This window comes from Micromonospora endophytica (assembly GCF_003236305.1).
GTDB lineage: Bacteria > Actinomycetota > Actinomycetes > Mycobacteriales > Micromonosporaceae > Micromonospora > Micromonospora endophytica.
In genome coordinates, this window is sequence record NZ_POTX01000271.1 from 1 (window position 1) to 7,303 (window position 7,303).

The 7,303-nt window shown below is 73.8% G+C and carries 6 protein-coding genes; all 6 read left to right on the top strand.

Going from position 1 to position 7,303, the window contains the following annotated elements; translation table 11 throughout:
- Positions 1 to 37 precede the first annotated feature (37 nt).
- The 6 genes from C1I93_RS26410 (at position 38) to cydC (ending at position 7,193) form a co-directional block, all read left to right on the top strand.
- Complete coding sequence (locus C1I93_RS26410; protein ID WP_111245989.1) at positions 38 to 409, top strand: BlaI/MecI/CopY family transcriptional regulator; 372 nt, start codon at positions 38 to 40, stop codon at positions 407 to 409.
- Between the two features lie 9 nt (positions 410 to 418).
- Positions 419 to 1,324, top strand: a complete 906-nt coding sequence (locus tag C1I93_RS26415; RefSeq protein WP_111245990.1) for a M56 family metallopeptidase — start codon at positions 419 to 421, stop codon at positions 1,322 to 1,324.
- 113 nt (positions 1,325 to 1,437) lie between these two features.
- A complete protein-coding gene (locus C1I93_RS26420) occupies positions 1,438 to 2,694 on the top strand; it encodes a cytochrome ubiquinol oxidase subunit I (protein WP_111245991.1) in 1,257 nt (418 codons plus the stop codon).
- Between the two features lie 13 nt (positions 2,695 to 2,707).
- Positions 2,708 to 3,715 (top strand): cytochrome d ubiquinol oxidase subunit II, encoded by a 1,008-nt coding sequence (locus tag C1I93_RS26425; RefSeq protein WP_111245992.1) that lies wholly within the window; start codon positions 2,708 to 2,710, stop codon positions 3,713 to 3,715.
- The gene (gene cydD, locus C1I93_RS26430; RefSeq protein ID WP_111245993.1) at positions 3,712 to 5,385 is read left to right on the top strand and encodes a thiol reductant ABC exporter subunit CydD; all 1,674 of its coding nucleotides are present in this window, start codon (positions 3,712 to 3,714) and stop codon (positions 5,383 to 5,385) included. The genes C1I93_RS26425 and cydD overlap by 4 nt, the downstream gene beginning before the upstream one ends.
- The gene (gene cydC / locus C1I93_RS26435; protein WP_111245994.1) at positions 5,382 to 7,193 is read left to right on the top strand and encodes a thiol reductant ABC exporter subunit CydC; all 1,812 of its coding nucleotides are present in this window, start codon (positions 5,382 to 5,384) and stop codon (positions 7,191 to 7,193) included. Before cydD ends, cydC begins: the two co-directional genes overlap by 4 nt.
- Positions 7,194 to 7,303: the final 110 nt, after the last annotated feature.

Genomic DNA, 7,303 nt, shown 5'->3' on the forward strand with positions numbered 1-7,303 from the left:
CAGCGAAGGGGTCTACTACGGGGGGTAGGATTGGGCTGTGACTCGGCTCGGTGACCTCGAACGTGCGGTGATGGATGTGCTGTGGGACGGCGGTCCCGGCACGTCGGACGGCGTCACGGTGCGCGAGGTGGCCGACGCGCTGGACGGACGTGAGCTGGCGTACACCACCGTGATGACGGTGCTGGACCGGCTCGCCGGCAAGGGCATGGTCGAGCGGGAGCGCGAGGGTCGGGCCTGGCGATACCGCGCCGCGGCCAGCCGGGAGGCGTACATCGCCCAACTCATGCTCGACGCGCTGGATCTCGGCGGCAGCCGGGATGCCGCTCTGGTGCGCTTCGCCCGCTCGGTCACCGGCACCGAGGCGGACGTGCTCCGGGCCGCGCTGGCCGACGAGGCGACGGAGCGGTAGGGCCACGCCGTGGTGCACACCCTGCACTTCGCCGCCTCGATGCTGGCGTGCTGGCTGATCGCGCAGGTGCTGGCCCGGTCCACCTGGACCTGGCGCAGTCCCCGGGTGGCGATCCTCTGCTGGCAGGCGGTCGGCCTGGGGGCCGGGCTCTCCGCGATGGGTCTGCCGATCTCGCTGGGGCTGACGCCGTATCAGCGGGGCACCGGCAGCGCCCTGCTGGCGCTCGCCACCGACCTGTGGCACAGCACCCTGCCGGCCGGCCTGGGCGCCGTGCACCTGGGGCTGGTCGGCGTCGGTCTCGGCATCGGGGCGGTGCTGCTCGCCACGACGGTACGCAGCATCCACGGCGCGGTACGCGCCCAGCGCCGGCACCGGGATCTGCTCACCCTGGTGGCGCGGCGGGACCCCACCGTGCCCGGCGCGCTGGTGCTGGATCATCCGAGCGCCGCCGCGTACTGCCTGCCGGGGGTGCGCCCCCGGGTGGTGGTCAGCGCCGGCACGCTCGACCTGCTCGACCGGGCCGAGTTGGCGGCGGTGTTGACCCACGAGCGGGCACACGCGCAGGAACGGCACGATCTGGTGCTGTTGCCGTTCACCGCGTTGCGCCGGGCGCTGCCCTGGCTGCGCTGGGTCCGGCAGGCGCACGAGCGGGTGGCGCTGCTGGTCGAGATGCGGGCCGACGACAAGGCTCGGGAGTTGCACGCCGAGGCGCCGCTGGCCGGGGCGCTGCGGCGGTTCGCCGCGGCCGGCGATCGAATCACCCCGGCCGGCACGCTCGGCATCGGCGACCGGGACCTGGACGTACGGGTGCAGCGGCTGCTGGTCGCCGAGCGTCCGCCGCGCCTGCTGGGTGGGCTCGCCTTGGCGGTCACCACCACCGCGGCCTACCTGCCGATCTCGTTGTTCCTTAGTTGATCACCCTGAATTGACCCTGATCGTGCCGGCTCGGGCAGCCGGATGGCTCTATACGTAGGTTTCCTACGCGTAGGCTGCCTACCATCTCGCCCCTCATTCCAGGAGAGCCGGCCATGGACACCCTGCTGCTCGCCCGTCTCCAGTTCGCCGCGACCGCCTCTGTCCACTTCCTCTTCGTGGCGGTCACCCTCGGCCTGGTCACAGTCCTGGTCGGGCTGCAGACCGCCTGGGTGGTCACCGGAAATCCACGATTCGAACGGCTGACCCGGTTCTGGGGCCAGCTCTACGTGATCAATTACGTGCTCGGCATCGCCACCGGCATCGTGATGGAGTTCCAGTTCGGGCTGAACTGGAGCGGCCTGTCACGCTACGTGGGCAACGTCTTCGGTGCCCCGCTGGCGATCGAGACCCTTGTCGCCTTCTTTCTGGAGTCGACGTTCCTCGGCATGTGGATCTTCGGCTGGCACCGGCTGCGCCGGGGCGTACATCTCGCGCTGCTCTACGGCGTGGCGCTCACCGCGTACGCCTCGGCGTACTGGATCATGGTGGCCAACTCCTGGTTGCAGAACCCGGTCGGCTACGAGGTACGCGACGGCATCGCCCACCTGACCGACTTCTCGGCGCTGCTGACCAACCCGGCGCTGGGCATGGCGCTCGGCCACGTGGTGTCGGCGTCGCTGCTCACCGGCGGGCTGCTGATGGCCGGGATCAGCTCCTGGCACCTGCTGCGGCGCACCCCCGACCACGCCCTGTTCCGCACCTCACTGCGGATCGGCGTGGTCACCGCCGCGCTGGCGATCAGCCTGGTGCAGGGCTTCGGCTTCGCCCAGTTCGGGCCGGTGGGTGCGGTGCAACCGACCAAGTTCGGTGGCAACAGCCCGGATTCCGAGGCGCTGGTGGCCGAGTGGACCACCCGCTTCGGTCCGGGTGACTACCTGCCGCCCACCCTGGCTAGCGTCGGACTCGGGTTCATGATCCTCATCGGGTTCGGGCTGGGCCTGCTCTGGCTGTTGGTGCCGCTGCTCTGGCGGGACTGGATCATCCGACTCCGGTTCCCACTCTGGCTGCTCATGCTGACCGTGCCGCTGCCCTTCGTGGCGTCGATCCTGGGCTGGATCTCCCGCGAGGTCGGCCGCCAGCCCTGGGTGGCGTACGGGCTGCTGCCGGTGGAGCAGGCCGTCTCCCCGATCAGTCCCGGGCTGATGGCCACCTCCCTGCTCGGCTTCACCCTGCTGCTCGGCGGCCTCGCCGTGGCCAACTGGGTGCTGCTGGCCCGGCACGCCGCCCGGGGCGCGGCCGACCCCGCCCTCGGTCGCCCGCCGGCCCGGCCGGACGCCGACGACGCCCAGCCCGAACCCGCCTTCGTCTAAGGAGAGACCTGAGATGGCACTCGCCTGGTACGCCCTGCTCGGTCTCTTCTTCGCCGGCTACCTGGTGCTCGGCGGCTACGACTACGGCGTCGGGCTGCTGCTCGCCCGAGACGGCGACCCGGCCCGGCGGCGGGCCGCTCTCACCGCGCTCGGACCGTTCTTTCTCGGCAACGAGGTCTGGCTGGTGGCTGCCGTGGGCATCCTGTTCGGTGCGTTCCCGATGCTGGAGGGGGAACTGCTCGCCGGCAGCTATCCGGCAGTGGCCACCGCACTGGCCGGGGTGATCCTGGTGACCACCGGGGTGCAGTTGCGCAGCCGGCCGACCGGCCGGTGGGCCCGGACCGGCTGGGACCGGGTGATCGCGGTCGGCAGCCTGCTCGCCGCGCTCGGCTGGGGTGTCGTGCTCGCCGGCCTGCTCCAAGGTGTACCCCGGTACACCGACGGGCACGTGGCCGGGGTGACGCACCTGTTCACCCCGTTCGCCGCCGCCGTGGCGCTGGCCCTGGTCGCCCTGGTCGCGGCGCACGGTGCGACGTTCCTCACACTGCGGCTGCCGGTCGCCGAGGCCGACCGGCTCCGGCCGCTGGCCCGCCGGCTGGCCGGTGCCGCGATCGTCGCGGTCACCGCGGCCGCCGCCGTGGGGCTGCTCTCCGCGCGGGTACGCGACGCCGCGCAGCAGCCCCTGGTCGGCGTACTGCTGGGGGTGGCACTTGTCGCCGCCCTGCTGCTGGCCCGGGCGGCGCTGGGCCGGCGGCGGACCGCTGTGGCATTTGCCGCCACCGCCACCGCCCTGGTGCTGCCGGTCGTGCTGGTCGGGGCCACCCTCTGGCCGTACGTGCTGGTGTCGACTGTCGAGCCCGGGGCGTCCCTGACGGTGGCCGACGCGGCGGCCAGCGCCCCGACGCTGCGCCTGCTGGGTTGGCTGGCGGTGCCGCTGCTGCCGGCCCTACTAGGCTTCCAGGCGATGTGCTTCTGGATTTTTCGGGGACGGACCGACGGCAGGGCACCGGTGTACTGGTGAACCGCCGCCCCTTCGACCCGCGGCTGCTGCGCCGGGTACCCGCGGCCCGACGTGACCTCGCCCTGCTCGCGCTGCTCGGTGTGCTCGCCGCCGGGCTGATCGTGGCGCAGGCCACCGCCCTGGCCGCGCTGCTGGCCACCGCCTTCACCGGGCGGCTGGACCGGGCCGCGCTCGCCGGTTTCGTCGCCGCCGTGGCGGCCCGGTCGGTGCTGGTCTGGGCACAGGGCGCGGTGTCGGCGCGGCTGGCCGCCACGGTCAAGGCGGCGCTGCGGGCCGACCTGCTCGGCGCGGTCGCCCGGCACGGGCCCGGCTGGGTCGCCGGCCAGCGGGCCGGGCAACTGGCCACCCTCGCCGGCCGGGGGCTGGACGCCCTGGACGCGTACTTCACCGGTTATCTGCCGCAGTTGGTGCTCAGCGTCACCGTGCCGGTGGCGGTGCTGGGCCGGGTCTTCTTCGCCGACTGGAGTTCGGCGGTGATCATCGCGCTGACGCTGCCACTCATCCCGATCTTCGGGGCGCTGCTCGGTTGGCAGGCCCAGGCCGCCACCGAGCGCCAGTGGCGGCGGCTGTCCCGGCTCGGCGGACACTTCCTGGACATGGTCGCCGGGCTGCCCACGCTGCGGGCCTTCGGCCGCGCCCGGTCCCAGACCGAGGCGGTCCGCCGGATGGCCGACGGCCACCGGGTCGCCACCATGAAGACCCTGCGGATCGCCTTCCTCTCCGCCCTGGTGCTGGAACTCGTCGCCACCCTGTCGGTGGCGCTGGTCGCGGTGCCGGTCGGCATCCGGCTGCTCGACGGCGGGCTGGCCCTCCAGACCGCGCTGCTGGTGCTGCTGCTCACCCCGGAGGCGTACCTCCCACTGCGGACGGCCGGCAGTCGGTTCCACGCCAGCATGGAAGGGCTCACCGCGCTGGATGAGGCGCTGACCCTCTCCGGTGCCGCGCCGGCACCCGCCGACCGGGCCGCAGCGGCAGCACCGGACGGACGCGGCGAGATCCGGTTCGAGTCGGTGACCGTCGCGTACGAACGCACCACCGCGCTACGGGACGTCACGCTCACCATCCAGCCGGGCGAACGGATAGCGATCATCGGCCCGAGCGGTGCCGGCAAGAGCACCCTGCTGAACCTGCTGCTCGGATTCGTCGCGCCGACCACCGGCCAGGTCACCGTCGGCGGGGTCGACCTCGCCGACGCCGACCTCGACGGCTGGCGCCGGCAGGTGGCCTGGGTGCCGCAGCGGGCCCACCTGTTCGCCACCTCCCTGACGGAGAACATCCGGCTCGGCACCCCCGACGCCGGACCGACCGAGGTCGCCACCGCGGTCCGGGACGCCGCCCTCGACGACGTGGTCGCCGCGCTGCCCGACGGGCTGGACACCACGCTGGGTGAGCGCGGGCACGGCCTGTCCAGCGGGCAACGGCAGCGGGTCGCGCTGGCCCGGGCGTTCCTGCGGGACGCACCGGTGGTGCTGCTCGACGAGCCGACCGCACGCCTCGACTCGGCCGCCGAGGCGATGGTGCTCACGGCCACCCGCAGGCTTGTCGCCGGCCGCACCGCGGTGCTTGTCGCGCACCGGCCCGCGCTGTTGGAGGACGCCGACCGCATCCTGCGGGTCGAGGACGGCCGGGTCACCGAACTGACGCCGACAACGGCCGGGGAGCCGCGATGAGCAGCGTCCGGACCGCCCGGACCGGCGGCGGTACGAGCAGCCGCTCCGCCGAGCTGGTCGTGCTCCGGCTGGCCCGGCCCTACCTGCGCCGGCTGGTCGGGGCGGGGCTGCTCGCCGCAGCCACCGAGTTCGCCGGCCTGGCCCTGATGGCCACCGCGACCTGGCTGTTGATGACCGCTGCCGGTCAGCCGCCGCTGGACCGGCTCACCGTGGCGATCGTCGCGGTGCGGGCGCTCGCCGTCAGCCGGGGTGTGCTGCGCTACACCGAACGGCTCGCCGGACACGACGCGGTGCTGCGCCTCGTCACCGACGTACGGGCCCGGGTCTTCGGCACGCTTGCCGCCGGGCGTGGCGCGCCGCCACGGACCGGTGACGCGCTGAGCCGGCTGGTCTCCGACGTGGAGGCGGTGCAGGACCTGCTGCTACGCGTACTCGTCCCCGGGGTGGCGGCCGGGCTGGTGAGCGTACTGGCGGTGGGGCTGACCGCGCTCGTCTCCCCGCCGGCCGCGCTGGTGCTCGCCGGTGGGTTGCTGCTGGCCGGGGTGGCCCTGCCAGCGCTGGCCACCGCCCTCACCCGCCGGGCCGGCGCGGAGGTGGCCCCGCTGCGTGGCGCGCTCGCCGCCGACGCGGTCGACCTGACCCACGGCGCCGCCGACCTGGCCGCCTTCGGTGCCACCGGTGCCGCGCTCGACGCCGCCGCGACCCGGTCCCGCCGGCTGGCCCGGCTGGAACGCCGGCTCGCCGCCCTCGGTTTCGCCGTGGACGCCGCCGGGGTGCTGGTGGCCGGGCTGACCGCCGGCGCGGTGGTCCTGGTCGCGCTGCGCGCCGGCGTGGACGGGGTGCTCGTCGGGGTGCTGGCCGTCGGCACGCTCGCCGCGGTGGAGATCGCCCTCGCCCTGGTCGGTGCCGCCCGGCAGTGGACCGGCCTGCGTACCGGCCTGGCCCGGATCGCCCAGCTGGTCGCCCCCACCCCGAAGGACGACGAGCACGCCGAACCGGCAGGTGAGCGGGTGGCCGGGTCGGTGGGTGAGCGGGATGTGCCGGAGGTGCGGTTCGAGCGGGTCACGCTCCGGTACCGGGTCGGTGCGCCCGCCGCGCTTGACGAGTTCGACCTCGACCTGCCGGCGGGCCGTCGGGTGGCGGTCGTCGGGCCGAGTGGCGCGGGCAAGAGCAGCCTGGCCGCCGTGCTGACCGGCGCGGTACGCCCCGACAGCGGACGGGTCACCCTCGCCGGCCGGGACGTGTCGAGTTATCCGCCCGAGGTGTTGCCGAAACTGGTCGGCGGGCTGCTCGCCGAGGCGTACGTCTTCCACGCCTCGGTCCGGGAGAACCTGCTGCTCGGCCGGGTGGACGCGGACGAGCAGGCACTGGCCGCCGCGACCAGGGCGGCCGGGTTGGCGGACTGGGTCCGGGCCCAGCCGGAGGGTTGGGAGACAGTGGTCGGCGAGCAGGGCGGGCAGCTCTCCGGCGGCCAACGTCAGCGGCTGGCGCTGGCCCGCGCGCTGCTCGCGGCGCCCACGGTGCTGGTGCTCGACGAACCGACCGAGGGCCTCGATCCGGTCGCCGCCGACGAGGTGCTCGCCTCGACCCTCGCCGCCGTCCCGACCGGACACTCGGTGCTGCTGATCTCGCATCGACTCAGCGGTCTCGCCGGGCTGGACGAGATCGTGGTGCTGGACGCCGGCCGGATCGTCCAGCGCGGCCCGCACGCGGAGCTGGTCGCCACTGACGGCTGGTACCGGGACCAGTGGCTGCTCCAACAAGCCACCGAACACGGCTATCTGGCGCTCTCCACCCGCCCCGCATAGATCTTGGTACGAAACCAAGATCTATGCGGGGCGGGAGGAAGGCGCCAGCTAGCCGTGTTAGGTGGCTGGTTGGAGCAGCGACTGGTACCGGTACCAGGCGTCAGTGGCAA